Annotated in this window: 29 protein-coding genes, 4 tRNA genes and 1 other RNA gene; 33 read left to right on the top strand and 1 reads right to left on the bottom strand. The window is 38.8% G+C overall.

Annotated features, from left to right (window positions below; all coding sequences use genetic code 11):
• The first annotated feature begins 55 nt into the window (after positions 1-55).
• The 27 genes from rpsF (at position 56) to EO112_RS02490 (ending at position 19,126) form a co-directional block, all read left to right on the top strand.
• Entirely contained in the window at positions 56-340 is a 285-nt protein-coding gene (rpsF, locus tag EO112_RS02620; RefSeq protein WP_009353064.1) for a 30S ribosomal protein S6, read from the top strand.
• Positions 341-361: 21 nt separating this feature from the next.
• Complete coding sequence (locus EO112_RS02615; protein WP_127062033.1) at positions 362-772, top strand: single-stranded DNA-binding protein; 411 nt, start codon at positions 362-364, stop codon at positions 770-772.
• A 38-nt stretch (positions 773-810) separates the two neighbouring features.
• Positions 811-1,041 carry a 30S ribosomal protein S18 gene (gene rpsR / locus EO112_RS02610; RefSeq protein WP_009353119.1) on the top strand — a complete coding sequence of 77 codons (231 nt, stop codon included), beginning with the start codon at positions 811-813 and terminating at the stop codon, positions 1,039-1,041.
• A gap of 360 nt (positions 1,042-1,401) precedes the next feature.
• Positions 1,402-2,817, top strand: a complete 1,416-nt coding sequence (locus EO112_RS02605) for an aspartate ammonia-lyase (protein WP_009353123.1) — start codon at positions 1,402-1,404, stop codon at positions 2,815-2,817.
• A 361-nt stretch (positions 2,818-3,178) separates the two neighbouring features.
• Positions 3,179-3,556 (top strand): CrcB family protein, encoded by a 378-nt coding sequence (locus EO112_RS02600; RefSeq protein WP_062401384.1) that lies wholly within the window; start codon positions 3,179-3,181, stop codon positions 3,554-3,556.
• Between the two features lies 1 nt (position 3,557).
• On the top strand, positions 3,558-4,544 hold the full coding sequence (locus EO112_RS02595) for a molybdopterin-binding protein (RefSeq protein ID WP_127162783.1): 987 nt from the start codon (positions 3,558-3,560) through the stop codon (positions 4,542-4,544).
• Positions 4,545-4,647: 103 nt separating this feature from the next.
• Positions 4,648-5,562 (top strand): cysteine synthase A, encoded by a 915-nt coding sequence (cysK, locus tag EO112_RS02590; RefSeq protein ID WP_009353107.1) that lies wholly within the window; start codon positions 4,648-4,650, stop codon positions 5,560-5,562.
• Positions 5,563-5,624: 62 nt separating this feature from the next.
• On the top strand, positions 5,625-6,251 hold the full coding sequence (epsC, locus tag EO112_RS02585) for a serine O-acetyltransferase EpsC (RefSeq protein WP_009353111.1): 627 nt from the start codon (positions 5,625-5,627) through the stop codon (positions 6,249-6,251).
• A gap of 8 nt (positions 6,252-6,259) precedes the next feature.
• The gene (locus tag EO112_RS02580; RefSeq protein WP_127162781.1) at positions 6,260-7,048 is read left to right on the top strand and encodes a carbon-nitrogen family hydrolase; all 789 of its coding nucleotides are present in this window, start codon (positions 6,260-6,262) and stop codon (positions 7,046-7,048) included.
• A gap of 94 nt (positions 7,049-7,142) precedes the next feature.
• A tRNA-Asp gene (locus tag EO112_RS02575) sits at positions 7,143-7,218 on the top strand.
• Between the two features lie 44 nt (positions 7,219-7,262).
• Positions 7,263-7,338, top strand: a tRNA-Phe gene (locus EO112_RS02570).
• Between the two features lie 15 nt (positions 7,339-7,353).
• Positions 7,354-7,439: transfer RNA gene (locus EO112_RS02565), tRNA-Leu, on the top strand.
• A 5-nt stretch (positions 7,440-7,444) separates the two neighbouring features.
• Positions 7,445-7,519 (top strand) — tRNA-Ile (locus EO112_RS02560).
• 58 nt (positions 7,520-7,577) lie between these two features.
• Positions 7,578-8,282: a class I SAM-dependent methyltransferase gene (locus EO112_RS02555; protein ID WP_127162779.1), complete on the top strand. Its 705-nt coding sequence runs from the start codon at positions 7,578-7,580 to the stop codon at positions 8,280-8,282.
• Positions 8,283-8,374: 92 nt separating this feature from the next.
• The gene (locus tag EO112_RS02550; protein WP_127162777.1) at positions 8,375-9,484 is read left to right on the top strand and encodes a Nif3-like dinuclear metal center hexameric protein; all 1,110 of its coding nucleotides are present in this window, start codon (positions 8,375-8,377) and stop codon (positions 9,482-9,484) included.
• Between the two features lie 67 nt (positions 9,485-9,551).
• An RNA gene (rnpB, locus tag EO112_RS02545) (RNase P RNA component class A) lies at positions 9,552-9,905 on the top strand.
• A 43-nt stretch (positions 9,906-9,948) separates the two neighbouring features.
• Complete coding sequence (locus tag EO112_RS02540) at positions 9,949-10,266, top strand: co-chaperone YbbN (RefSeq protein WP_009353085.1); 318 nt, start codon at positions 9,949-9,951, stop codon at positions 10,264-10,266.
• A gap of 133 nt (positions 10,267-10,399) precedes the next feature.
• On the top strand, positions 10,400-11,542 hold the full coding sequence (locus tag EO112_RS02535) for a hydrogenase small subunit (RefSeq protein WP_126940718.1): 1,143 nt from the start codon (positions 10,400-10,402) through the stop codon (positions 11,540-11,542).
• Entirely contained in the window at positions 11,542-13,443 is a 1,902-nt protein-coding gene (locus EO112_RS02530) for a nickel-dependent hydrogenase large subunit (RefSeq protein WP_126940717.1), read from the top strand. The genes EO112_RS02535 and EO112_RS02530 overlap by 1 nt, the downstream gene beginning before the upstream one ends.
• Before the next feature lie 13 nt (positions 13,444-13,456).
• On the top strand, positions 13,457-14,173 hold the full coding sequence (gene cybH, locus EO112_RS02525) for a Ni/Fe-hydrogenase, b-type cytochrome subunit (protein ID WP_062401398.1): 717 nt from the start codon (positions 13,457-13,459) through the stop codon (positions 14,171-14,173).
• Positions 14,154-14,663: a HyaD/HybD family hydrogenase maturation endopeptidase gene (locus EO112_RS02520; RefSeq protein ID WP_127162775.1), complete on the top strand. Its 510-nt coding sequence runs from the start codon at positions 14,154-14,156 to the stop codon at positions 14,661-14,663. Before cybH ends, EO112_RS02520 begins: the two co-directional genes overlap by 20 nt.
• A gap of 44 nt (positions 14,664-14,707) precedes the next feature.
• Complete coding sequence (locus tag EO112_RS02515; protein ID WP_062401403.1) at positions 14,708-15,085, top strand: hydrogenase expression/formation C-terminal domain-containing protein; 378 nt, start codon at positions 14,708-14,710, stop codon at positions 15,083-15,085.
• A gap of 467 nt (positions 15,086-15,552) precedes the next feature.
• Entirely contained in the window at positions 15,553-16,395 is an 843-nt protein-coding gene (locus EO112_RS02510) for a fumarate hydratase (protein ID WP_009353063.1), read from the top strand.
• A 14-nt stretch (positions 16,396-16,409) separates the two neighbouring features.
• The gene (locus EO112_RS02505) at positions 16,410-16,970 is read left to right on the top strand and encodes a Fe-S-containing hydro-lyase (protein WP_009353067.1); all 561 of its coding nucleotides are present in this window, start codon (positions 16,410-16,412) and stop codon (positions 16,968-16,970) included.
• A gap of 160 nt (positions 16,971-17,130) precedes the next feature.
• Positions 17,131-17,595: an NfeD family protein gene (locus EO112_RS02500; protein ID WP_127162773.1), complete on the top strand. Its 465-nt coding sequence runs from the start codon at positions 17,131-17,133 to the stop codon at positions 17,593-17,595.
• An 8-nt stretch (positions 17,596-17,603) separates the two neighbouring features.
• Complete coding sequence (gene floA, locus EO112_RS02495; protein ID WP_009353112.1) at positions 17,604-18,611, top strand: flotillin-like protein FloA; 1,008 nt, start codon at positions 17,604-17,606, stop codon at positions 18,609-18,611.
• A gap of 20 nt (positions 18,612-18,631) precedes the next feature.
• The gene (locus tag EO112_RS02490) at positions 18,632-19,126 is read left to right on the top strand and encodes a hypothetical protein (protein ID WP_126940716.1); all 495 of its coding nucleotides are present in this window, start codon (positions 18,632-18,634) and stop codon (positions 19,124-19,126) included.
• Between the two features lie 298 nt (positions 19,127-19,424).
• Here EO112_RS02490 and EO112_RS02485 read toward each other — a convergent pair whose 3' ends face one another.
• Positions 19,425-20,657, bottom strand: a complete 1,233-nt coding sequence (locus tag EO112_RS02485; RefSeq protein WP_127162771.1) for an FprA family A-type flavoprotein — start codon at positions 20,655-20,657, stop codon at positions 19,425-19,427.
• A 246-nt stretch (positions 20,658-20,903) separates the two neighbouring features.
• On the opposite strand from EO112_RS02485, the gene EO112_RS02480 reads away from it, so the two are divergent.
• From EO112_RS02480 to EO112_RS02455, 6 genes are all read left to right on the top strand, one after another.
• Entirely contained in the window at positions 20,904-21,794 is an 891-nt protein-coding gene (locus EO112_RS02480) for a LysR family transcriptional regulator (protein WP_126940714.1), read from the top strand.
• 11 nt (positions 21,795-21,805) lie between these two features.
• Positions 21,806-22,390: a xanthine phosphoribosyltransferase gene (locus EO112_RS02475; protein ID WP_009353068.1), complete on the top strand. Its 585-nt coding sequence runs from the start codon at positions 21,806-21,808 to the stop codon at positions 22,388-22,390.
• A gap of 83 nt (positions 22,391-22,473) precedes the next feature.
• A complete protein-coding gene (locus tag EO112_RS02470; protein WP_009353096.1) occupies positions 22,474-23,001 on the top strand; it encodes a hypothetical protein in 528 nt (175 codons plus the stop codon).
• A gap of 66 nt (positions 23,002-23,067) precedes the next feature.
• Positions 23,068-23,532, top strand: coding sequence for a hypothetical protein (locus EO112_RS02465; protein WP_009353098.1), 465 nt, complete (start codon positions 23,068-23,070; stop codon positions 23,530-23,532).
• A 263-nt stretch (positions 23,533-23,795) separates the two neighbouring features.
• A complete protein-coding gene (locus EO112_RS02460) occupies positions 23,796-24,155 on the top strand; it encodes a helix-turn-helix domain-containing protein (protein WP_009353094.1) in 360 nt (119 codons plus the stop codon).
• Positions 24,156-24,431: 276 nt separating this feature from the next.
• The gene (locus tag EO112_RS02455) at positions 24,432-25,418 is read left to right on the top strand and encodes a D-glycerate dehydrogenase (protein WP_127162769.1); all 987 of its coding nucleotides are present in this window, start codon (positions 24,432-24,434) and stop codon (positions 25,416-25,418) included.
• The last annotated feature ends 24 nt before the right edge of the window (positions 25,419-25,442 follow it).

The following is a 25,442-nucleotide window of genomic DNA, read 5'->3' as shown; positions in this document are numbered from 1 at the left end:
CTTCCTACCCCTATGTAAGATAGGGGCGTTAGTCCGAAAGAGGAGGTGATTTTGTATGAACAAATACGAAGTCATGGTGATTGTGAAACCAGCTGATGAAGAGACAAACAAAGCTACTTTTGATAAAATTGAGGCTTTAATTGCTCGTGTTGGCGGTACAGTTGAGAAAGTTGACGTTTGGGGTAAACGCCGTTTAGCGTATGCAGTAAATAAACATACTGATGGCGTATACGTATTGATTAACTTTGAAGCAGCTCCTGGCGAAATCAAAGAAATCGACCGCGTACTTAAAATCGACGATAACGTTCTTAGACACCTGATTGTAAAACACGAAGAATAATAGCCTAAGGAGGTTGAGGATATGAATTCTGTACAACTTTTAGGGAATTTAGCTCGTGACCCTGAGGTGCGTTACACAAAAACTGGTCGTGCTGTTGCTACTTTCACAGTAGCTGCATCCAATACATATGTGGATCAAAATGGCGAGACTAAGGAACAAACAGCGTTTGTAAATTGTGTAGCTTGGGGAAAATTAGGAGAAGCTGCGGGAAACTTGCGTAAAGGCAGCCGTTGTTTTGTAGAAGGTCGTATTGCGACTCGTTCTTACGAAGCACAAGATGGTACAAAACGATATGTAACAGAAGTAGTTGCTAATTTCGTGGGACAAGCCTTAGATACGCAATCATTTGATGCCTTTGACGGTGGTGCATCCAATTTTGATGATTTTGGTGCAGGTTCCGGTACAGGCGCAGGTGAAGAAATTCCGTTCTAAGCTAAGAACTCCACAACTATATCAAAGGAGGTTTCTCAATGAGAAGAGATAGAGGCAGAAAACCAAGAAGAAAAGTATGTAACTTCTGTGTTGACCATGCTGATCAAATCGACTACAAAGATATTGCTAAACTTCGTCGTTTCACGACTGAACGTGGCAAAATTCTTCCACGTCGTATTTCTGGTGTTTGTGCTAAACATCAACGTAAATTGACACTTGCAATTAAACGTGCTCGTGCTATCGCGTTGTTGCCATTCACAGCAGAATAATTCAATACAAATATAAGCCCAGTAGCTAACTTAGTTACTGGGTTTCTTGTTTTCTAAAAGGGCTTTAAAAGGGTATAGTTTGAGTTCGTTGGCTCCCGGTTGGCACCACTTTTCAGGCTTTTTTGCCTACTGTTGCAACCATATATATTCCTATATAGTCTATAGAAATATACAAAAATGAGCAAAATTAATGATTGCTATGAGTTTTAGTTATTTGTCTAGATGTACAAGGAGGTATTATTCGGAACTAGAAAGCATGCACCTATTTTGTATACAAGATACATGATATAATACAGGTATATCATATACACAAAGCTTATACAGTAGATACATATGATATTATATGAAATGAGGTATACTATGAGAAAAGAACATGATTTTCTAGGTGAATTAGAATTAGCCGATGAGTTGTACTATGGTGTACAAACATTACGTGGTATTGAAAACTTTTTTATTACAGGTAAACAAATTGACTTAGACTTCGTAAAAGCTATGGCGATGGTAAAAAAAGCTTGTGCCTTGGCGAATATGAGTACTGGCCGTTTAGATGAAAAAATTGGTCAAGCTATCAGTCGTGCTGCAGATGAGGTAGTACGTGGTAACTTCAATGATCAATTTCCTGTAGATCCTATCCAAGGAGGAGCAGGTACTTCTTTTAATATGAATATGAACGAAGTATTAGCGAACCGTGCTTTGGAAATTTTAGGGTATGAAAAAGGTCAATATGACATCGTATCTCCGAATAACCATGTGAATATGGCACAATCTACAAATGATACCTTCCCAACAGCTATCAAAGTATGTGCGATTATGAAAAGTAAACCTTTATTAATGGCACTTCGTCGCTTAGCGGATGAATTAGATAAAAAAGCAGAAGAGTACAAAGAAATTTTAAAAATGGGTCGTACTCACTTGCAAGATGCGGTGCCAATTACATTAGGTCAAGAAATGGGTGCGTATGCATCTGGCGTGCGCCGTGGTATTCGTCGTATCAAATCTGCTATGTTAGAAGCACATACTGTGAATATGGGAGCTACCGCTGTGGGTACAGGCTTGAATGCAGAGCCTACGTATATCAAAGCTGTTGTAGATGAATTATCCCGTGTTGTAGGAGAACCGTTCATTACAGCGGACAACTTAATTGATGCTACGAACAATACAGATGTGTTTGCGGATATTTCTTCTGGGTTGAAAGTAACAGCCCTAGTATTAATTAAAATGGCTAATGACTTCCGTTTAATGGCATCTGGCCCTCGTTGTGGTATTGGTGAGTTAAAATTACCGCCACGTCAACCGGGTTCTTCCATCATGCCAGGCAAAGTAAATCCAGTAATTGCGGAAGTATTGAACCAAACTTGTTACCAAGTTATCGGTAATGATTTGACAATTTCTCTTGGCGTAGAAAATGGACAATTCGAATTAAATGTTATGGAACCAGTGATTGCTTATAACTTGTTCAACTCTATGTGCTACTTAAAAAATGCGGTAAACACATTTGTAGATAAATTGTTAGTTGACCTTGAAGTGGATAAAGAACAATGTGAATATTGGTTAGAACGTTCTGTTGGTATCGTAACGGCCTTGTTACCACATATTGGTTATGAAAATGCTTCTGCTTTGGCAAAAGAAGCGTTGGAAACTGATCGTAGCGTAAAAGAAATCATTCTAGAACAAGGATTGTTAACGAAAGAAGAAATGGATTATATTCTTTCTCCGAAAGAAATGACGCGCCCTGGTATTGCGGGTCAAGATTTAGTAAAAAATCCTGGAAACTAATGTATATAAAGGAACTGCTTAGAAATAGGCAGTTCTTTTTTGTTGTATCAAAGTAGTTGAGCTAGGTACTCTATGTGGGCATTCTTTAGTATAGCTCTTATAGATAAGCTCTCTGTAACACGTAGTAGGAGTTATATTGGTATGGAGCTTGTATGAATCTAGTATACGTACTAGCTTATGCTACATGAGAGATGTAATGTGTGTACAATGTTGGTACGACATATAGTGAAAAAAATAGTGGGTGCTTCTAATATAGGGTGTAACTATAACAACTTATATATAAATCGAGAGAGAAAAATTCGCAGTTTAGTATATAATCCGCGTAGGGTGGTGTATAATAAAGGAATAAAGGAGTTTGATTATGAATGTATATATAGCAGTGGCTATTGGTGGGGCTATTGGTGCCATGACGCGGTATGGCATTGGACAGTATATGGTCACGAAAGGAGCACTGTATCCTTGGGGAACGGTGCTAGTAAATATCATAGGGTCCATGTTCATTGGATTGGGTATGGCATATATTGAAGGGCAACCTAATGTATCACCTTGGGTTAAACTGTTATGTATTACAGGGTTTTTAGGTGGGCTGACAACCTTTTCTACCTTTATCTTTGAAGGATATATGCTGCAAGAGAAAGGTTTGTGGTATATGCTATCCTACATGGGTGGACAGGTATTGGTTGGGTATGGCCTGTGCGGGCTAGCTTTCACCATTGGTAAACGAATGTGGGGATACTAAAATGAAAGAAATACATGTAAAAGATGCAGTGGGTCAAGCGCTATGCCACGATATTGTGCGCATCGTCATTGGAGAGGTGAAAGACACACCATTTAAACGAGGACACATCATCAGAGCGGAAGATGTGGAATTATTATTGCAACTAGGAAAAGAGCATATTTATGTAATGGAAGAATCCGACTATAATTTGGTTCATGAGGAGCAAGTAGCAGAAGAATTATATCGTTTCTGTGAACATCCATCTCTCAGCCCTACCCCAGTACAACAAGGCAAAATTGAAGCCTTGGCAAATCATGATGGTGTATTGACCGTGGATGTGGAAGGATTGCATGAGATCAATAGTATTGGGGAGTTGACCATTGTTACAAGATTACACGGCACACCTGTAAAAGCTGGGCAACCGGTAGCAGGCATGCGATGTATTCCATTATTATTAGAAGCATGGCAGTTAGAAGAAGCGAAACGATTACGTGAAGGTAAGGAGCCTATCTTACAAGTCTATCCATTTGTGCGTAAAAAAATGGGTATTGTTACTACAGGTAGTGAAGTCTTTGTAGGGCGCATTCAAGATGCTTTCACAGCAGTTATCCAAGACCGTGTAGCGGACTATGGTGTGGAACTGGTAGCTCATGAAATTGTGCCAGATAATACAGATCAAATTGTGGAGGCCATAGACAAAGTAAAGTCCCAAGGGGCAGAGATTATATTCTGCACGGGTGGTATGAGTGTAGATCCTGATGATTTAACTCCAGGTGCCATTGCACGTCGTGCGAAAGAAGTAGTTACTTATGGGCTACCAGTGTTGCCAGGCTCGATGGTGTGCATTGCGTATTTGGAAGATGGTACGCCAGTACTGGGGGTACCAGGTGGTGTGTTGTATAATAATCCGAGCGCTTTTGATGTGATAACGCCACGTTTATTAGCAGATGTACGAATCACAAAAGAAGATTGCATTCGTATGGGGCATGGTGGCTTTCAATCAAAATAAGTAAAATTTTGAGAAGAATGTAGTTGACAAAATCAAATCCTATCTATAGAATAGGAATAAAATTAAGTGTTTTATATTGAAGTCTAAGTAGAGGAGAATAAGTATGGCTGTTGTAAAAAATGCAATTGACTTAATTGGAAACACACCAATTTATCGAATTCCAGATACTAATGTATATGTGAAATTAGAAAAATACAATGCCGGTGGCAGTGTAAAAGATCGTGCTGTTCTTGGTATGTTGCAAGATGCGCAAGAAAAAGGCTTAATTAAAAACGATACTATTATTGTAGAAGCCACAAGTGGTAATACCGGTATTGCTTTAGCTATGCTAGGTGCTATGTTGTCCATTAAAACAATCATTATTATGCCTGAAAGTATGAGTAAGGAACGTCGTGAATTAATTAAAGCCTATGGAGCACAATTAATTTTAACTCCAAAAGAATTAGGTATGAAAGGTGCTCTTGGAAAGGCACAAGAAATTCTTGATAACTATCCTAATGCAGTGACTTTGGGGCAATTTGTTAACCCAGCAAATCCACATGCACATTATGAAACAACAGCGAAAGAAATTTTGCGCGATGTGCCTAACGTAGGTATCTTCGTAGCTGGCATTGGTACAGGTGGCACCTTCACAGGTGTAACAAAAGCTTTAAAAGAGCAACACCCATATATTAAAGCGGTGGCCGTAGAACCGGAAGGATCTCCAGTTATTTCTCGCGGTACTGGTGGGGTTCATAAAATTCAAGGTATTGGAGCTGGATTTATTCCAGAAAACTTCGACTCTTCTTTGATGGATGAAGTACAAACAGTAACCGATGAAGATGCCATCGAAGAAGTAGCTAACTTCATGCGTGAAACTGGTATTGGTATTGGTATTTCATCAGCAGCTGCGATTTTTGTGGCTCGTCAATATGGTCGTAAATTCCCAGATGTAGACGTTGTCGTGGTAGCTCCAGATGGAGTAGAAAAATATCTATCTATGATTCAATTTGAAAGTGTAGATTGGATTCATTCTTAATCGATTGTGATACAAAAGATAGCATGGTCTAGGCCATGCTATCTGTGTATAGGGAGGAATTTATGAGAGAGGTATGGAATTCTATTCGATACAATATACAGCGTGTATTACAATCTGATCCAGCTGCTACCTCTTGGTATATGGTAGTGTGGACATATCCTCATATAACAGCATTATTTTGGCATTTTTTTGCGCATCGTCTATATCGAAAAGGTTGGTTTACTTTGGCCCGGCGAGTAGCATTACATGCACGTCGAGTAACGGGCATAGAAATTCACCCAGGTGCGAAAATTGGTAAAGGCTTATTTATTGACCATGGTATGGGGGTTGTCATTGGTGAAACTGCTATTGTAGGAGATAATGTGACACTGTTTCATGGGGTGACTCTCGGAGGGATGGATTCTCGTAAGATAAAACGTCATCCTACGGTGGAAGATGATGTGCTTATCGGTGCAGGCACAAAGGTGCTAGGTGATATTACGGTAGGAAAAGGTTCAAAAATAGGCTGTAATCTGGTCATTAAACGAGATGTACCAAAGAATGTGATCATTTTTGAAACGGAACCAGAGCATATTATATATCGTCGCCCTAAAGTAGATCGTTTTGACAAAGGATCCTATGTACCACGACGGCATGCGTTGCCATTAGAGCCAAATGATTTTACTGATCATATGGCTTGGCACATTTAGGAGGAACTATGAAAGAGTTACGATTAGGTATCATTCAATTAGCTACAGAGATTGGACAAATAGATAGTAATTTTGAAACAGTGGAAACTTGTGTACGAGCGATTGCTAAGCAAGGCGTGGATGTAGTAGTATTGCCAGAAACTTGGAATACGGGCTTTATGACGGGTCCACAGTTACATGCATTGGCAGATGAATCAGGTCAACGGACGCAAGCTTTGTTGGGTGAATTGGCACAATCAGAACATGTGAATATCTTTGGTGGATCAGTAGCTGTTAAAGAAGGAGACTCTATCTACAATAGAACCTATGTATACAACCGCAAAGGGGAAGTGCTATCTACGTATGATAAGATGCATGGGTTTAGTCCTGCCAAAGAAAATAAATATTTTACAGGTGGTAATTCGATTCATAACTTTACATTAGATGGTGTGCTTTGCTCCAGTGCTACATGTTATGATATTCGTTTTCCCGAACTAATTCGTAAATCAGCATTACAAGGGATAGAATTATTCTTTTTGCCAGCTCAATGGCCATTGTTACGTTTACATCATTGGCAAATATTAAATCAAGCTAGGGCTATAGAGAATCAAATGTTTTTCTGTAGTGTTAATGGTTGTGGAACTATTGGTAAATTACCAATGGCAGGTCACTCGATGGTAGTAGACCCTTGGGGTGAAGTGTTATTAGAATGTGATGAAACGCCGCAAACTCACATAGTAACTATTGATTTAGACATTGTAGACCACATTCGCTCTAAAATTAATGTGTTCCGTGATAGAAAACCAAATTGTTATTAATAGAATTAGTATGCATTTTAGGAATATATATAATTGACCATAGGTATTGCCAAGATGTAATACCTATGGTATAGTATATAAGTACTCAGTACACGGCCCCGTGGTGTAGCGGTTAACATGTCGCCCTGTCACGGCGAAGATCGTCGGTTCAAATCCGATCGGGGTCGCCATTTTTTTTACCTATTTTTAAGCAAATATATCGATTTATATATTTGCCTCGGTAGCTCAGTCGGTAGAGCAACGGACTGAAAATCCGTGTGTCGGCAGTTCGATTCTGCCCTGAGGCACCATATACATATCCTCATGCGGATGTGGTGGAATGGCAGACACGCCATCTTGAGGGGGTGGTGAGCGTACGCTCGTATGGGTTCAAGTCCCATCATCCGCACCAAACGAGGGCCTATAGCTCAGGGGTAGAGCAACCGGCTCATAACCGGTCGGTCCCTGGTTCAAATCCAGGTGGGCCCACCATAAGAAACCATCTCACATTGTGAGATGGTTTTTGTTATCTATAGATGTTCATTGTATAATGAAAGAGAAGATTACAGATATGGCACTTTCAAAACGATTAGAACAAGTATTACATATGATTCCACAATGTCAAACGGTGGCAGATGTGGGTACCGATCATGGGTATTTAGCAGTGGCTTGCATAGAAGAAAAAGTGGCTACACAAGTTATCGCTATTGATGTGAATCAAGGCCCTTTGGAATCTGCTAAAGGATTGGTAAAAGAACGGAAATTAGAAAATTATATTACATGTAGATTAGGAGATGGATTAGCTGTCACAAAAGAAGGAGAAGTAGACTGCGCAGTCATTTGCGGCATGGGTGGAGAATTGATGCAACACATTATTACGGTAGGTCCTGAATTGTTACATACCTATGTATTACAACCACAAAGCCATCGACGAGAGTTGAAACAATTTTTAGTAGATCAAGGGTATGGTATTGTCCAAGAAGCATGCTTAGTAGAGGGTAACCAATATTATGACATGTGGTTAGTACAACGAGGCGCTACTTCCGTGTATAATGAGCTATCTAGAGAATCGATGTTATGGGAATATGGTGCTTTGTTACAACAAGAACAATCTGAAGTTTGGACACAGCACATACAACGTAGAATTGAAACGTTGCAATCTATCCTACAACATATGCGTGATACAGCGAAATCTAGTGATGCTGTTCAGGTGATGGAACAAGAAATGAAGGCATTACAAGGTATTTTACAATAGGTGCAGGTGAAACTTTCACCATTAAAAAAGTATAACCATTGATGAGTATGGAACGTTACATCATACCTTGAGATGGTGGATAGGAGGTATATATGGTAACTATGAAAGATATTGCTCAAGCCATTGAAAGTCAAGCGCCATTGCAGTTGCAAGAGTCTTGGGATAATTGCGGATTACAAGTGGGATCTATGAGTTCAACTGTGCAACGTGTGTTAACGGCATTAGATGTGACGCCAGAAGTAGTAGCAGAAGCGATAGAGCAACAGGTAGATGCGATTGTGACACATCATCCGATGATTTTCAAAGGTATAAAATCTATCAACACGGATACGATGCAAGGAAAGATGATTAAAGATCTATTATGCCATAGGATTAATGTGTATAGTGCGCATACGAATTTAGATGTTACAGCTGGTGGTCTTAATGACGAAGTGGTTATACGACTAGGGTTACAAGATATACAAGGGTTAGAAGAAACGGGACGTGACGTGGCTTATAAAGTGGCTGTCTATGTACCTATTACACATAGTGAACAACTTCGCCAAGCCATGGGCAACGCGGGGGCAGGTCATATCGGCGCGTACAGTCATTGCAGTTTTTCTGTTGCTGGAGAAGGGAGGTTCTTGCCCTTAGAAGGGACGAATCCTTTCATTGGTCAGGTAGGGGCGATTGAAACTGTGCCAGAAGAACGTGTGGAAACGGTAGTGCCTAAAAATCTATTGGGTCAGGTGTTAGCGGCTATGAAAGAAGCCCACCCGTATGAAGAAATTGCCTACGATATAGTAGCCTTAGAGAATGCGTATGATGCACACTATATTGGTCGCATTGGGAATTTACCGCAACCACTATCGATAGAGGAGTTCAAAGAAGTATTACAATCTGCATTCCCTCATAGTACATTGCGTTGGGGTGGAGCTAAGCAATCATCCATTCAACGTGTAGGTCTATGCACGGGTAGTGGAGCGGAGTTCATTAAGATAGCAGCTAAGCAAAAAGCAGATGTGTATATTACTGGGGATGTCAAATACCATGATATGCAACTAGCAAAAGAATTAGGAATCACAGTTGTGGATGCGGGCCATTATGGTACAGAATACATGAGCCAAACAGTATTGAAACGAATGATAGAAAGAATTTTCACAACTCAAGAAGTAGAGGTCATAGAAAGTAAAGTGCAAAGAGATTTTTTCTTTGAAGTCTAAGCACTTTCGGTTTATAATGTATAAGAGAGGTATTGACCCTCTCGGTGGTCTATGCTAGACTTAAACAGTAAGTATGAAAGGCGATTGCAAGTCTACTTGACTTGAGGAAAGTCCGAGCTCCATAGGGCAGGATGCCGGCTAACGGCCGGCGTGGGTGACCATAGGGAATAGTGCCACAGAAAAGTAAACCGCCACCTTCGGGTGGTAAGGGTGGAACGGTCGCGGTAAGAGCGCACCAGGTACATGGTAACATGTATGCTCGGTAAACCCCATCCGGAGCAAGGCCGAATAGGAAAGGGTTAAGGGTTGCCCGCCTACCTTTCGGGTTGTGCCGCTTGAGCGTATAGGCAACTATGCGCCTAGAAAGATAATCGCCACTGCGAAAGCAGGACAGAACTCGGCTTATTGATTGCTTGCTCAAAACCGCTCTTCGGAGCGGTTTTGTTATTGTAGGAGGTATTGTGATGAAACTAGAATCGATTAACAACTATGAAGATTTTAAAGCTGTTGTAAAAGGTGAGGATGAAATCGTCTTAGCTTGCTTTACAGCAGAATGGTGTTCTCCTTGTCAATCTATGAAAGAAGAACTGGATGTGTTACATGATGAATTGCAAGGTGTAGCACGCATGATTGCTATTGATATTGACGTAGCTAAAGAGATTGCTTTAAAAGAAGATGTGCAAGGTGTACCAACAATTATCTGCTATAAAAAAGGAAAAGAGAAAGATCGCGTAGGAGGCTATAAGAAGGCAGCTTCTGTACGTAAATTATTGAAACTATAAATAGAGGATATAAAATTATTTTTACAAATTAGTGATTAATGTTCTATAGAAGGAATATCTTTCATGATATACTATGGATAGTATATTAATTTGTAGAGATGCTATAAAGTTATTGCAAGAAAGGGGCTTTTTTGTGAAAGAATCATTGAATAGTCTTTGGAAATTATTCCAAGAACGTAAATTAAGTCGACGTACTTTTATGAAATCCTGTGTAGCTTTAACTGCTATTTTAGGGTTGCCGCCAGCATTGACCAATAAAGTCGTGGCAGCGGCAGAAACAAAAGAATTACCTACGGTGATTTGGTTGCATGGTCATGAATGTACAGGATGTGACGAATCTTTCATTCGATCCACATCGCCTTTCGCATCTGATGTGATTTTAAATATGATTGCCTTAGAGTATGATGATACCTTGGCTGCCGCAGCAGGGGAACCATTTGAACATCATTTACATCACTTGTTAGAAAGTAAAAAAGGTAAGTATGTATTAGCTGTTGAAGGTGGCGTTCCATTGGATGAAAATGGATCTTACTGCCAAGTTGGTGGACGTCCATTTGTAGATGTATTGAAAGAATGCGCTGAAGGGGCTGCTTTCATCATCGAATACGGCTCTTGTGCAGCTTGGGGCGGTATTCAAGCGGCAAAACCGAACCCAACGAATACAGTGTCTGTTTCTTCTATTGTAAAAGGCAAAAAAATCATTAAAGTACCGGGATGCCCTCCAATTCCAGAGGTCATGACTGGTGTGATTATGCATTATGCTTTATTTGGTGAAATTCCACCGCTTGATGTGGAAGGAAGGCCAAAACAATTTTATGGCAATCGTATCCATGATACATGCTATCGTCGTCCTTTCTTTGATTCTGGATTGTTTGTGGAACATTTTGATGATGATGCATCGAAAGCTGGTTGGTGTCTATATAAAGTAGGTTGCCGTGGACCAGAAACATATAACTCTTGTGGTAATTTGCGTTGGTGGAATGGGTTGTCCTATCCAATTCAATCTGGACATGGTTGTATTGGTTGCTCTGAAAAGGGATTCTGGGACAATGATAACTTTTACCAACGATTGCCTCATATTCATACCCCAAACACCATCACCGATGTGGATACATTAGGAACAGTGGCAGGATTTGGTGCTTTTGGTGCTGTAGTGGCTCATGGTGGTATTACCTTGGCAAAACATAAATATGATTCTATTCAAGAAGAGAAGAAATATTTAGCAGAACAAGAAGCGAAACAAAAAGAATCTGACGAGAAAGGTAGTGACCAATAATGAAACGAGTTGTAGTAGATCCAGTGACCCGTATTGAAGGTCACTTGCGTGTAGAAGTTAGTGTTGATGAAGGAACAGGCCAAGTACAAGATGCCCTATCTAGTGGTACGGCTTGGCGTGGGATTGAATTAGTAGCTAAAAATCGTGACCCTCGAGATGTATGGGCCTTCGTGCAACGCATATGTGGAGTATGTACCTCTACGCATGCCTTAGCAGCTCTTCGTGCTGTAGAAGATGCATTGGGGATTCAAATTCCTAAAAATGCCAATTATATTCGTAATATGATGCATAGTTGTTTAGATGTGCATGACCATATTGTGCATTTCTATCACTTGCATGCCCTTGACTGGGTAAGTCCAGTAGAGGCATTGAAAGCAGATCCTAAGAAAACAGCAGAATTGCAACAACAAGTCTTAGACACATACAATGTGAGTGGATTACAACCAAAAGATTTGGAATCTGGCACATCTGCATACCCTAAGGAGTTCCCTAAAGGAAATGCTACGTATTATGCAGCGATCCAAACAAAAGTGAAAAAAATTGTAGAAAGTGGTCAATTAGGTATTTTCTCCGCCCAATGGTGGGATCACCCAGACTATCAATTATTGCCTCCAGAAGTGCATTTGATGGCCATTTCCCACTATTTGACAATCTTGGATCGTCAACGTGATATTGTGACACCACATGTTATTTTCGGTGGCAAAAACCCACATCCTCATTACATTGTAGGTGGTATGCCTTGCTCTATTTCCATGGATGATATGAATGCACCTGTCAATGCGGCTCGTTTGGCAAGTGTAGATGAATCTATTTCCTTGGCAAAAGATTTGGTGAACTATTTCTATTTACCAGATTTACTAGCTATCGGCCATCTATATGTAAAAGCTGGCATGGTAGACGGCGGCGGATTGGCGAAAAAACGCGTGTTAGCTTATGGTGGCTATCCAGATGATACATTCACTGGCATCAGCAACGGAGATTATTTCAAAAAAGCGCTGGTGCGTGCAAACGGTGTAGTAGAAAACTTTGAGCTTGGCTGGGAAAAAGCAACATTTACAGCACTAGAAGGGGAAGATTTGATGAACCCTGACTTCTTGTCAGAAGAAATCAATCATTCTTGGTTTGAATATCCAAATGGTGAAACATCCTTGCATCCAACAGAAGGTGTGACAAAACCTGCTTTCACAGGTCCTAAAACGGGAACAAATAAAAAATGGGAATTCTTGGATGAAGAGAAAAAATATTCTTGGATTAAATCTCCTACATTCAAAGGAAAAGCCTGCGAAGTGGGCCCATTGGCAAAATATATCGTTGTCTATGTAAAAGTAAAACAAGGCATCATCAAAGACCCAACTTGGGCTGAGAAAATGATGGTGGACCAAATTGATGCTGTATCCAAAGTGCTAGGCGTACCAGCGCATGTGTGGATGTGTTCCACAGTGGGCCGTACCGCAGCTCGTGGTTTAGATGCACAAGTGGCAGCGAATTTGAGCCAACATTTCTACAATCGCTTGATTGAAAATATCAAAACCGGTGATACTGTAGTGGCGGACACGCGTAAATTCGATCCTAATACTTGGCCAAAAGAGGCAAAAGGTGTAGGTGTATTAGATGCACCTCGTGGTGGCTTAGGTCATTGGTGTGTCATCAAAGATGGTCGTGTAGACAATTATCAATGTATCGTACCAACGACTTGGAATGCATGCCCTAAAACGATTGCTGGCGAACATGGTGCATATGAAGCAAATATGATGGATACAAAAGTTAAAATTGCAGATAAACCATTGGAAATTTTAAAAGGGATTCATTCCTTTGACCCTTGCTTAGCATGTGCGACGCACTTGTACAATAAAAAGGGTGAAAAAATAGTGTCTGTCAATACAGATGCCCTATGTAAATAGGAGGAGGCTATCTATGTTACCGTTAAATAAAAAGCCCTATCGCGTATTTAGTTTATGGCTTCGTATTTTCCATTGGACTATGGTGCTCTGTGTAACGGCTCTATTCTGGACTGGCTTGTATATCGGGAATCCAGGATTCCAAGCTACACCAGGTAGTGTGGAACCGACTATTGCTGTAGGCGGTTGGTTCTCTATGGAAATGATTCGTAAGATTCACTTCATTGCAGCCTTTATCTTAATTGCATCTTTTGTATTCCGTATTTACGGAGGCATTCGCTATCGAGGGGATCGCTTATTCCCAAGATTTCATAAAAAAAGTTATTGGGTTGGTATATGGGATACCATGAAGCATTACATGATGTTGCCACAACAACGGGAGCATCGTTTCTTGCGTAATTCTTTAGCGCGTACTAGTTATGTGGGCGTCTATGTAATGATGTTCTTAGAAATTTCTACAGGACTTGCTATGTATGCCCAAGTGTATCCTGATACATGGGTGGCACAAATTTTTAATCCAGTGAACTTATTATTTACGGAATATCAAGTGCATATGATTCATCATTATATTGCTTGGGGATTCTTGTTATTTACAATTATTCACGTATATTTGGCATTCCGTGAAGATGTTATGGAAGAATCTGGAGAAGTATCTAGTATGGTTTCAGGTATGAAATTTTATCCTACAGATCCAGAAGATATAGAGGACTTATATGGACCAAATAAAAAGTAATCCCATTGTATTATTAGGGGTAGGCAATATTTTGCTTACTGATGAGGGATTCGGTGTCCATGTGGTGAACCAATTACAGGAGGATTATGTATTTAATCCTCCTATTACCATTCTAGATGGAGGCACCATGGGCATGGAATTGCTTACGTATATGCGGGGTATGACAAAACTATTATTAGTGGATGCCATCAATGGTGGTGATGTGCCAGGCACAGTATATGAGTTTCCTCATGAGGAAATGAATAGTTATTTTACTGAAGCTATTTCTGTGCATGAAGTGGGGATGCAAGATATTTTACGTATTCGTGCATTACAAGAAGATCCTTTAGAAGATGCCGTTGTCATCGGTGTAGAACCTGAAAGTTTAGAATTAGGTCTTATCTTGAGTGATTCCACACAAGCTGCGGTAGCAGAAGTGAAAGAGCGAGTGCTGAGGGTTTTATCTAATTGGCATGTAACAGCTAGTCCTGTGAGTGGAAAAGAAGAATAGACTGCTACATACTATAAACTGTAATAATTTGATAAGGAGATTCTATGCAAAATGAATTTGGCCGTGTAAAAGCGGTGTTTCAAGAATTGAAAAATGCTATGCAGCACTTGCGTCAAACAGGAGAAACCTATACGATTTATGTGGAAAATACAGGTCTCACTATGGAAGAGCAAGTGGAAGTGTTGGAAACATTGGGGCGTGGCGATGTAACGATACACCTAAAAGATACAGATCAACCAGTAGAATGGTATGAGTCTACGATTCGTGGTGTATGGATTGGTACCTTCCGTAATGGTCGAGATGAAGCGATACTCTATACGATTGAAGTATGTCGCTACCCAGAGTTAGCAGGCGCTTATGATGAAGATATCATCGGAGGAGAAGCCGATTTACAAGAGTGGATAGAAGCAGCTGACCTATAGTGGGTATGATTGTCTATAATAAATGTTACATATATGGCTGGAAATAACCTATATTTGCTATATCAATAAATCATAGGTAGCACTATTTCCATAAGAAAATATATAAAATAGCATAAATAAAACTCTCTTATTATGATTTAATGAGAGAGTTTTTCAGTTTATAGAGGTATATTTTGTGTGTAAACATAGTAGTTTTTAGTAGGAAATAATGTATTGAGAAGATTAAATATATGTGTATTTTAAATGGTTTATAAAGGGTGGATATTTGTCCATATAAGGAATGAACCATGGGATTTAAGAATACCTTAGAAATAGAGAACTATATGCATTTACCATTAAATGATAATAAATTCTATCATAATAAACAGTTATAGTACCTATTCTTAAAGAATTGAAAAAGATAAGGTAATGGTGATACAATAATACACAAGAGAAAGGTCTCTGTTTTAAGTTGAGGAGGGATTACTTTGCGTAACATTCACGTTGAGAAAGTAACAGAAAAGGTAGCAGAATTATGTATGAATGCAGCATATCATCTTCCAAAAGATATGTATAATGCATTGAAAAAAGGCTATGAGAGTGAGAAATCTCCAGTAGGTAAAGGCGTATTGGATCAAATCATCAAAAATGCGGAAATCGCTGATGCTGAAGATCGTCCAATCTGCCAAGATACTGGTCTTACAATCGTATTCTTAGAAGTTGGTCAAGATGTACACTTCGAAGGTGGAGATCTTGAAGAAGCTATTCAAGCTGGTGTAGCAAAAGGTTATGTGGACGGATATCTTCGTAAATCCGTAGTAGCTGAACCTTTGTTCAACCGTGTAAACACTAAAAATAATACTCCAGCAGTTATTTACACTAAAATTGTTCCAGGCGACAAAGTTGACATTAATGTAGAGTTAAAAGGCTTTGGCTCTGAAAACAAATCTGGCGTAAAAATGTTGGTTCCTGCTGATGGCGTTGAAGGCGTAAAAAAAGCAGTTCTTGAAATCGTTAAAAAAGCTGGCCCTAATCCATGCCCTCCAATGGTACTAGGTATTGGTATCGGTGGTACTATGGACTACGCAGCATTCCTTTCCAAAAAAGCTCTTCTTCGCTCTGTAGAAGAACGTAATGCACATCCTGAATATGCAAAATTGGAAGAAGAAATCAATGCAATGGTTAACAAAACTGGTATCGGACCTCAATTAGGTGGTTCTACAACAGCAGTTTCCGTTAATATCGAGTGGGCAGCAACACATATCGCTGGTCTTCCTGTAGCAGTAACTATCTGCTGCCACGCTAGCCGTCATGCTCACGGTGAAGTTTAAGAGGGGGAATAACCATGGCAGAACAAATTCGTATTCAAACACCTTTAACAGAAGAACAATCCCGTAAATTAAAAGCTGGTGATATGGTTCTTATTTCTGGTAAAATCTACAGTGCTCGTGACGCTGCTCATAAAGTAATGACTGAAGCATTAGCACGTGGCGAAGAATTACCAATCGATTGGCATGACAAAATCGTTTACTATTTAGGACCAAGCCCAGCTAAACCAGGAGATCCAATCGGTTCCGCTGGTCCTACAACATCTGGTCGTATGGATGCTTACACACCAACAATGCTTGATCAAGGTATCAAAGGCATGATCGGTAAAGGTTCCCGTAAACCAGAAGTTATCGAATCTATGAAGAAAAACGGCGTAACTTACTTTGCAGCCGTTGGTGGTGCAGCAGCTTTAATTGCTAAATCCATTAAAAAATATGATGTTATCGCTTATGCTGACTTAGGTCCAGAAGCTTTGGCAGAATTAACAGTAGAAGATTTCCCTGCAATCGTTGTTATCGATAGCGAAGGAAACGATTTCTACGAAATCGGTCAAGCTCCATACCGCGAAGACGTTTAATCACTAAACAATTAAGAGGCTTTCTTTAGAAGGCCTCTTATTTTATTATATATAGGTTAAAGAGGAGAATAGAGATAACAAAATCTAGCTTTTTCATCTTTAATATAAAGAGATTGTGATATAATACAGATAAAGAGATAGTAAAGAGAAAGGAGACGCTATGATAGGACTTATAGTAAGTGGTATTATTTTGCTCCTCATCGAAATGATGATACCAGGATTTGGCATCTTTGGCTTAACAGGCTTGTTGCTATTCCTATGGGGTATCTATGATTGGATGGGAGGAGGACCTATGGCAATAGTTACTGTCACCTCGCTTTCAGTAGTGGGCGTACTATTGTTGTGGTGGATTATCTCTGTATTTCCTAAGACAGCTTTAGGAGAACGATTGACATTGCACCTAACATCTACTAAGGAAAAAGGATATGCTACACATCCAGACCCAAATTGTTGGTTAGGCAAGATTGGATATACAAAAACGGTGTTGCGACCAGCAGGGACCATCGTTGTGGAAGGAACATTCCTCGATGTAGTCACTGATGGTGAATTTTATGAACCAGGCACAGAAGTGGAAATTATTTCTGTTACTGGTGGTCGTATCGTAGTGAGAACTACAAATAGATAGGAGGACATATGGAAACAATTATTGGAACGGTAGGATTTATCATTTTTCCGATTATTCTAATTATCGGCATTTCTTTATTTTTACATTTCGTCCCATTAGGGCTATGGGTATCTGCTCTAGCAGCAGGCGTGAACGTCAGCATTATGACTTTGATTGGTATGCGTCTTCGTCGAGTATCTCCATCTCAAATCGTACTTCCTTTGGTGAAAGCCAATAAAGCTGGCTTAGATGTGACGGTAGATCAATTAGAGGCCCATTATTTAGCGGGTGGTGATGTAGACCGTGTGGTTGATGCATTGATTGCAGCAGAACGTGCTACTATGGAGTTAACATTTGAACGATCTGCAGCCATTGATTTAGCAGGTCGTGACGTATTAGAAGCGGTACAAATGTCGGTCAATCCAAAAGTGATTGAAACGCCGATTATTTCTGCAGTAGCTAAAAATGGTATTGAACTAAAAGTTCGTGCTCGTGTGACAGTGCGTGCTAATATTGATCGTTTAGTTGGTGGCGCTGGAGAAGCAACGATTATTGCCCGTGTTGGGGAAGGTATTGTTACTACCGTAGGTTCTTCTGAAGAGCATACAGACGTGTTGGAAAATCCAGACCATATTTCTCGTACTGTATTGAATAAAGGCTTAGATGCAGGGACAGCTTTTGAAATCTTATCCATTGATATTGCCGACGTAGATGTAGGACGTAATATTGGCGCCCAATTGATGACAGATCAAGCGGAAGCGGACAAAAAAATTGCCCAAGCTCAAGCAGAAAAACGTCGAGCTATGGCGGTGGCACAAGAACAAGAAATGCGTGCCCATACCCAAGAAATGCAAGCAAAGGTAGTAGAAGCTCAAGCGGAAGTACCAAAAGCATTATCTCAAGCGTTACGTGAGGGTAATTTGGGTGTTATGGATTACTATTCGATGAACAATATTATGGCGGACACTAAAATGCGTGAAAGCATTTCTGAAGGTGATTATGCGTCTACCATCGATGGTAAAGGTACACATGAATAAGGTAGAGGAGGTATCCGATTATGGAAATAGGGATACTCATTCTGATTATTTTAGGGTCCTTTATATTTAAAAAAGGAACATCTAACGAGGAATCGTCACAAAAACCAGTTCCGACTAAGGATATGACTTGGGAGGAAATGGAAGAGTATTATGGTATTACACTTTCACGGGACCCGAAGGAATCTGTGAATATGGATCCTGATGTAATGGTGGGAAACACCTCCGAAGGGACTGTGAATACAAGCAATCCAGTGAATGTAGATAGATATGAGAAGCCAGTAGACTCACCGAGATATGACGCAGAGGAAATGCGTGCTACAGTCCATGAACGAATAGAGGATAAACGAAGGAAATCTGCAAACATATCTGTTAACGAGGTAAGGAAAGACAGACCTATTTATTCTGGTACGTCTAAGAAGGAAGCCTTACGATTGGCAGCTAGACATGGAATGGTGTGGTCAATGATTTTAGAAGCACCAAAAGGGGCGCGTATGTTAGGTCGTTATCGTCGATAGTATGTTAGTAGAATCGATAGGTAATACCCAGATATAATGATGTGATTGTACTTATACATCCTCTGTGTAGATTTATTTGCTATCAGATATAGTAATGCATATATTACCTGTAAAAATGAGCTATCAAGTTGGGAATGTCCCTTCATGATAGCTCATTTTGTATATGTTACAAGGAATTTACAGTTACACTCTATACTAAATATTGGGTTATACTAAAACTAGATTCATCAATAGTATTATTAATTGTTTAGATGTATACATAAAAAGCGACTCTACACAGTAGAGTCGCTTGTATTGATTATAAAGTTTTAATATCTGTTTCTGCTAAGGAAGCAACGATGGAATCTGCTAATTCTTCAAACAATGGTAATTGTTCATTGTGTAATGCGCCTTTAATATCTAGTGGAGTACCAACAATTTCCATGTTTTTAAATTCATTTGTAAAGTAATCAACCATGCGTTTCATCGCGCCGGATGCCCAGGAATGGTTACCTACGATAGAAACTTTATGGTTATGAAAGTTTAATGCATGTAACTCATGTAATAAGTTTTCCATAGTCAAGTATAAGCCTAAGTTGTAAGTTGGTGCCATACATACTAAGTGGCTATATTTCCATGCATCAGAAATGATGTAAGATGGATTAGTTTTAGATACATCATAAATACGGATATCTGTTACACCGCGTAAAGATAGCAACTTCGCTAATTGCTGAGCCATTTCAGCAGTGTTACCATACATGGAACCGAAAGCAATGACAACGCCTTTTTTCTCTGCATTGTAAGTGCTCCAATGCATGTATTTACTGATGATATAAGAAATGCTATCAGGAGTTCTCCAAATTGGTCCATGAAGAGGTGCAATGATATTTACATTCAAGGAAGATGTTTTTTTCAATGCATTTTGTACTTGTGCACCATATTTGCCTACGATATTTGTGTAATAACGACGAGCTTCATCTTCGTATACACGATCAAAATCTAATTGATCAGCGAAGATATTGCCGTTGATGGTGCCAAATGTACCAAACGCATCAGCAGAGAATAAAGTGCCTGTTGTTGATTCGTAAGTACAGGTTACTTCTGGCCAGTGAACCATTGGCATGGTGTAGCTGTGAAGCTTATGATGACCAAGATCGATGGTGTCGCCTTCTTTTACTTCGTAGTAGTTGTCAGGAGCTGGACGACCATAGAACTGCTCAAAGAATCGGAAGGTAGTTTTATTGCCGACCATTTTCACATTTGGGTAACGGTCTAGCAATTCTACTAATGTAGCACAATGATCAGGTTCCATGTGATTTACGATTAAATAATCTAACTCACGACCATTTAACAAATGTTCTACATTGTCAAAGAATTCTTGACGAATGCTATCATCTACAGAGTCAACAATACAAGTTTTTTCGTCGTCAATAAAATAGGAATTGTAGCTTACCCCATTTGGAATTGGAAACAAGTTTTCAAAACGTTCTGTACTCCAATCGTTGCTACCAATCCAATAAATATGATCAGTCAATTTTTGTGCGCAATGCATAGTTAAATTCCTTTCATACATACGGGGGGATTGTTATGCCCCAGATTTTCTTATCAAATATATATTACTAGTTTATAAGCTAGAACGCAACCATTTTATATAGTTTTATTACAAATAGATAGATAAAATTCTATTTGTATTTTTGCAGTTTGACAATAGTAATGAATATAGGTAAACTTATAAGTATATATAATAGTAAAGTAATAGTGGAAGTGAATTACTTTCATAGAAAATTTGAGGTTATTTATGTCTGTGTCTGCAGAATTACTGCGTGCCTTTGTGGGAGTAGGATTGCACTTATCTTTTTCCAAGGCAGCGAAAGCGAATGGTGTCTCACAATCGGCCATTAGCCAGAGTATTAAGCAATTAGAAAAAGATTTAGGAATTCCTCTATTTGAAAGGACAACAAAATCAGTAGCTTTTACAAAAGCAGGTCGTGAACTCTTTGAAACAGCTGTAGAAGCATTTTCCATTTTAGACAATGGGATTGTAAAACTACAAGAACGTGTATCTAGGGATTATAAGAGTTTACACTTAGCAGCTACAGATACATTGAGTAAGTATTTTTTGTTACCTACTTTCAAAAGTTGGCAAGAAAAACAGCTAGATATTAGTTTACGTGTTACGAATCGACCATCCCGTGAATGCGTAGGAATGCTTGAATCGGGAGAGGCTCAAATCGCTGTGGTTCATGCCTATGATGGACTCTATGATAATAATCTTTTAGAAATCCTAGATTTAGAGCCTATGCAAGATATATTTGTAGGAGGCACTATATACAAAGATGAGTCGAAGGTTTGGTCCATTGATGAAATTATGGCAGAGCCATTATTATTGCTTACGATGGGGGCGAGCAGTCGTACTTTTTTTGATACGGTTACCTATAATCGATGTACGAGCCCAGCTTTTGAGCTAGGTAGCTTGGATGTACTTATGGATTTGGTTGAAATTAACTTAGGGATTTCTTTAGTGCCAGAATTAGTGGCTAGAGAAAAAATAAAAAAAGGTTCTTTAATCGAATTAAAAACAAACTTACATATTCCAGAGCGTCGTATTGTATTAGTACGATCAAGAATGGATGCATTAACAGAAGGTGTTTCACAATTTATTAATATATTGAAAGACAGAAAACAATAAGGAGGATCATCGTGGAATTATTAAAACAGCGTATTGATGCAGAAGGTATTGTATTAAACAATCGAGTGTTAAAAGTAGATGGATTTTTAAATCATCAAATTGATCCTAAATTGTTTGTTCAAATCGGTAAAGAAATTGCGAAACAATTTGAAGGACGAGGTATTGAACGTATTGTTACGATTGAAGCCTCTGGTATTGCAATCGCATTACAAGTTGCCATTGAATTAGATGTTCCTTTAGTATTTGCGCGCAAGAAAAAATCCATTTTGATGACAGATGATGTATATCACTCTGTGGTATATTCTTATACAAAAGAAGAGAACTATGATGTAACAATCTCCAAAAAATTCTTACCTGCAGGAGAGAAAGTATTAATTATTGATGATTTTTTAGCTAGCGGTGAAGCGGCTATGGGATTAGCTAAGCTTGTAGAAAGCGCAGGAGATACGGTAGAAGGAATTGCTATTGTCATTGAAAAATCATTCCAACCAGGTCGTGAGCGTTTAGAAAAAGCAGGGTATGAAGTACATTCATTAGTGCGAATTGCACGCTTTGAAAATGATCGTTGTATTTATAAAGAAGATGAATCTTGTTAATCCATTGAAATCATATCTCATTGTGTGTTATCATTATGGTAATGAGTTTTAATTTTAAACGTATTTGGAATGGAGTTAAGACAGTGAACAAAAAAGCAGAATTATTTCAACAGTTTATTGAACAAAATGAATTAACAAATCTTTTTACTCTTCGTGAGATTGAAAATGATCAATATAATACAGCGATATTCGATGCGAGTATTGAGTATAATGATATTGTGTTCCCATTGTTTGTAGTATTGGATGATACGCCATTTGGTTTTGTGCGTTTAGAAATTGCAGGTGGTCGCTTCACTCCAGAACAACGAAAAGCTACAGTGGAAGTGCTAAATCAATTGAATAGTGAATTTAAATGTTTCAAACACTATCTAATGGAAGAAGATGGCTACGAAGCAATTCTTTTAGATGTAAGCTTAATGAGTGGAGATAATTTTGAGCCAGAGTTAGTAGCATATACTATTTTTGAGGTCTTGTATCCACATACACAAAAAGACTTAACTCGTATTATTGCAGCAGTAGAAAGTGTTAAAGTAGAAAATACTGCAGTAGAAGAAACGGCTACTAAAAAAGAAAGTAAACCGCGGAAAACTACAAAATCTAAAAAGGATTAAGACTGATAGAATAAAATTATATGGGCATTGTGACAAGCAATGCCTTTTTTTAACGAGGTGATACCTATGAATGAAAAGGCGAGATTATTTGAAAAATTTCTCATTGATGAACAATTGACATGCTTTGAAAAGCGTGAAGTTGGCGATGAAGATCATACGGTTGTATTTAGATCCTATGTACAAACAGAATTAGGAGATATTCCAGTATTTCTATTGTTGGATGATACAATTTATGCTACAATTCGATTATTGATGGGGGCAGGTGTTGTTACTAAGGAAAATCGTCAAGATATTCTGACTTTTATCAATCGTGAGAACAGTACATATAAAAGCTTCAAATATTATATTGAAGAAGATGATGATAGTGTATATTTAGATTGTATTAATCAAAGCGCAAATTCTAATTTTGATCCACGATTGTTATATGTATTGATGACACAGATTGTTGAATACATTCCTGGAAAAATTCAAACTATAGGTGAGGTATTCCGAGTTGAACAATTACCGCCACCAGAACATGCACACGAATAATATAAATAATTTATGAGTAAAAACGATTAAAATAGAATGGAATCTATCAATTTTGATTAAAATATAATCAAAAATACGCATGCGCAGTTGGGATAAACAATTCAATTCGTGTAATACAATTCAAAAATGCTAAAAAACATAGAGAGATACACAATTCGTGAGATGTGGGATAGTGGTTTTCTATAGCATATCTATTGTATCTCATGCTATAATAGAGATAGGTTATTTATACTATAGATTCACGTAGTATAAGGGGTGATACAATGGCATTAGGTGAAAATTTAAGACATGCCCGTAAACGGATTGGGCGGAGTCAATTAGATGTGGCTCGGGATATTGGTATTAGTAATGCTGCCCTGTCAAATTACGAAACAGGATATCGAGAGCCTGATTTGGAAACCTTAAAGCGATTGGCTAATTATTATGATGTAACAATTGATGAATTAGCAGGCAATGCAAGCATGGCTAGAGAAATTCTTTACGATTTGAGTAGCATTGTAAAAAATGGGCGCATCGCACATAATGGTGTAGAATATGTATTAAGTGATTCACAACGATTAAAATTGAGACGCCAAATTGCACATGCATTTGAAATGTTCAATGAAGGAAAATCCAATTGGTAGGATAAACATGTTATTCTAGGAACGTTTGTGGAATAGCATATCATCGTATAGAAAGCGTAGAAGCTCTCGGGTACGTTTGAGAGTGCAAGTTACCGTATCTACAAATAAAAAGCACAGTTCTATGAAAATAGGACTGTCTTTTTTATTGTCCAAAGGAGATATGATATAATTTACAAAAGAGGTATTTATAACGATGACTAGCAATAGTCAAGAGTGGATAATATAACATAATACTTATAGGGTAGATACATAGGATACATGAAAGTGAGGTAACAAATGAATAAACCAATAGTAGTAGTACCGGGTTTAGTGCGTAAAGATGTAGTCGCTTATTTAAGTGAACATGTGACAGTGCGTCAGTGGACAGAAAAAGAAAAAATGCCAAAAGAGCTGCTAAAAGAATGGCTTCGTGATGCAGATGGATTATGGAGTATTAATCATTTTACTGTGGATGAAGAACTAGTTAAAGATGCGCCAAATTTAAAGGTAATTGCACAGGCTTCTGTGGGCTATGATAATATTGATATCGATGCGTTAACAGCACGTCATATACCTTATGGCAATACATCTGATGTATTAACAGAAACCACAGCTGAGTTAGCATTTACATTGATGGCAGCTGCCAGTCGTAGAATTTATGAAAATGCTCAGTTCGTTAAGGAGGGTAAATGGGTTGAACGTCCTTCAAATATTAAAGGTAAAGACTTAAGCCGTATGACATTAGGCATTATAGGTATGGGTAAAATTGGTGTGTCCGTATCTCGTAGAGCTCGTGCTTTTGGGATGACTGTACAGTATCATAACCGTAATCGTCGCAATGACGATAGTTTACTCATGACAACCTATGTATCACTGGGCAAGTTGCTCACTACTAGTGATATTATTTTAGTAATGGCTCCATTGACAGAGGAAACACATCATTTAATTGATGCAGAAGCTTTTGAAATGATGAAGGAGACGGCTTTATTTGTCAATGTGGGACGTGGAAAGATTGTGGATACAGATGCATTAGTGCACGCGTTAGAAACGGGTCAAATCGATTACGCGGCTTTAGATGTGGTAGATCCAGAACCAATTGGGGCAGACCATCCATTACTTAAAACTGGTAAATGCTTAGTGGTACCTCATATTGGGTCTTTCACTGATCGCACTCGTAAAGAGATGGCTATGCTGACAGCTAATAATCTGATTGCTGGTGTACATGGTAAACCATTGTTGACCTGTGTCAATGAAAGCGTTAATTACCAATCCATCGAGAAATAAATGGTAGAGAACTGATATGAAAAT

This window comes from Veillonella sp. VA141 (genome assembly GCF_003992175.1).
Classification (GTDB): domain Bacteria; phylum Bacillota; class Negativicutes; order Veillonellales; family Veillonellaceae; genus F0422.
Note: the sequence above shows the minus strand (reverse complement) of the source record. Positions and strands in the feature narration are given on the sequence as shown.

Coding starts and splice junctions, on each gene's coding strand:
- EO112_RS02540 (WP_009353085.1), top strand. CDS start 9,949: ATGAAACTAGAATCGATTAACAACTATGAAGATTTTAAAGCTGTTGTA.
- rpsR (WP_009353119.1), top strand. CDS start 811: ATGAGAAGAGATAGAGGCAGAAAACCAAGAAGAAAAGTATGTAACTTC.
- cysK (WP_009353107.1), top strand. CDS start 4,648: ATGGCTGTTGTAAAAAATGCAATTGACTTAATTGGAAACACACCAATT.
- EO112_RS02465 (WP_009353098.1), top strand. CDS start 23,068: ATGAATGAAAAGGCGAGATTATTTGAAAAATTTCTCATTGATGAACAA.
- EO112_RS02500 (WP_127162773.1), top strand. CDS start 17,131: ATGATAGGACTTATAGTAAGTGGTATTATTTTGCTCCTCATCGAAATG.
- EO112_RS02530 (WP_126940717.1), top strand. CDS start 11,542: ATGAAACGAGTTGTAGTAGATCCAGTGACCCGTATTGAAGGTCACTTG.
- EO112_RS02605 (WP_009353123.1), top strand. CDS start 1,402: ATGAGAAAAGAACATGATTTTCTAGGTGAATTAGAATTAGCCGATGAG.
- floA (WP_009353112.1), top strand. CDS start 17,604: ATGGAAACAATTATTGGAACGGTAGGATTTATCATTTTTCCGATTATT.
- EO112_RS02460 (WP_009353094.1), top strand. CDS start 23,796: ATGGCATTAGGTGAAAATTTAAGACATGCCCGTAAACGGATTGGGCGG.
- EO112_RS02455 (WP_127162769.1), top strand. CDS start 24,432: ATGAATAAACCAATAGTAGTAGTACCGGGTTTAGTGCGTAAAGATGTA.
- epsC (WP_009353111.1), top strand. CDS start 5,625: ATGAGAGAGGTATGGAATTCTATTCGATACAATATACAGCGTGTATTA.
- EO112_RS02580 (WP_127162781.1), top strand. CDS start 6,260: ATGAAAGAGTTACGATTAGGTATCATTCAATTAGCTACAGAGATTGGA.
- EO112_RS02480 (WP_126940714.1), top strand. CDS start 20,904: ATGTCTGTGTCTGCAGAATTACTGCGTGCCTTTGTGGGAGTAGGATTG.
- rpsF (WP_009353064.1), top strand. CDS start 56: ATGAACAAATACGAAGTCATGGTGATTGTGAAACCAGCTGATGAAGAG.
- EO112_RS02505 (WP_009353067.1), top strand. CDS start 16,410: ATGGCAGAACAAATTCGTATTCAAACACCTTTAACAGAAGAACAATCC.
- EO112_RS02485 (WP_127162771.1), bottom strand. CDS start 20,657: ATGCATTGCGCACAAAAATTGACTGATCATATTTATTGGATTGGTAGC.
- cybH (WP_062401398.1), top strand. CDS start 13,457: ATGTTACCGTTAAATAAAAAGCCCTATCGCGTATTTAGTTTATGGCTT.
- EO112_RS02490 (WP_126940716.1), top strand. CDS start 18,632: ATGGAAATAGGGATACTCATTCTGATTATTTTAGGGTCCTTTATATTT.
- EO112_RS02555 (WP_127162779.1), top strand. CDS start 7,578: ATGAAAGAGAAGATTACAGATATGGCACTTTCAAAACGATTAGAACAA.
- EO112_RS02615 (WP_127062033.1), top strand. CDS start 362: ATGAATTCTGTACAACTTTTAGGGAATTTAGCTCGTGACCCTGAGGTG.
- EO112_RS02550 (WP_127162777.1), top strand. CDS start 8,375: ATGGTAACTATGAAAGATATTGCTCAAGCCATTGAAAGTCAAGCGCCA.
- EO112_RS02515 (WP_062401403.1), top strand. CDS start 14,708: ATGCAAAATGAATTTGGCCGTGTAAAAGCGGTGTTTCAAGAATTGAAA.
- EO112_RS02595 (WP_127162783.1), top strand. CDS start 3,558: ATGAAAGAAATACATGTAAAAGATGCAGTGGGTCAAGCGCTATGCCAC.
- EO112_RS02600 (WP_062401384.1), top strand. CDS start 3,179: ATGAATGTATATATAGCAGTGGCTATTGGTGGGGCTATTGGTGCCATG.
- EO112_RS02520 (WP_127162775.1), top strand. CDS start 14,154: ATGGACCAAATAAAAAGTAATCCCATTGTATTATTAGGGGTAGGCAAT.